The organism is Vibrio sp. 03_296 (genome assembly GCF_002265885.1).
Genome location: NZ_NPKW01001140.1, coordinates 1 through 582 on the forward strand (window position 1 = coordinate 1; position 582 = coordinate 582).

Consider the following 582-nt stretch of genomic DNA (forward strand, 5'->3'; position numbering starts at 1 on the left):
GGTTGATTAAGACGYCTAAAAATGACTTCCTTGTTTATACTCTACGACAGCACGCAATCCAGTGACAAAACCACAAGCAGAGCAAACAGATTTATGGGACATCTTAGAAAAATTTGCTGAGATTATAATTCATTTATTGATCACATCAATCACTCTCTCCTACTCGTCTCATAAATAACACATTTAACAATATATCCATTTCATTATTCGAATAAATTATTATCAATTTCGTGATGTGGTTTGATGGCAGCCCTTTTCCTACCTACCTACACTTACCTTTAGTGACAAACTCATAAATAGCGAGTTCTCACACGGTCGTGAAATGAGCAGTATTGCAATCCTATGATGAGAACAAAATGGACTTCACTTTGGAGGCGTTCATGACTTTCAAAACCACCATCATCGCAACTTGCCTGCTCGCAGCCGCTCCTTCAAGCATGGCAGCAAATGGTCCCAACGCTCATCCAAGTCCTAGCTTGAAAGGTCTTCAAGCGAAAAACTTTGTCCTTCCAGACAACGCCAACCTTGGTGAAACGCTTTGCGCTTGGTCATTCCGGAATGGAAACACTAGCGCTTTCAGCA

At 41.1% G+C, this 582-nt stretch carries 1 protein-coding gene; it reads left to right on the top strand.

What is annotated here, in order from left to right; genetic code table 11:
* Positions 1-380: 380 nt before the first annotated feature.
* The coding region (locus CIK04_RS35100) for a hypothetical protein (protein WP_325206036.1) at positions 381-582 on the top strand (202 nt) is incomplete at its 3' end.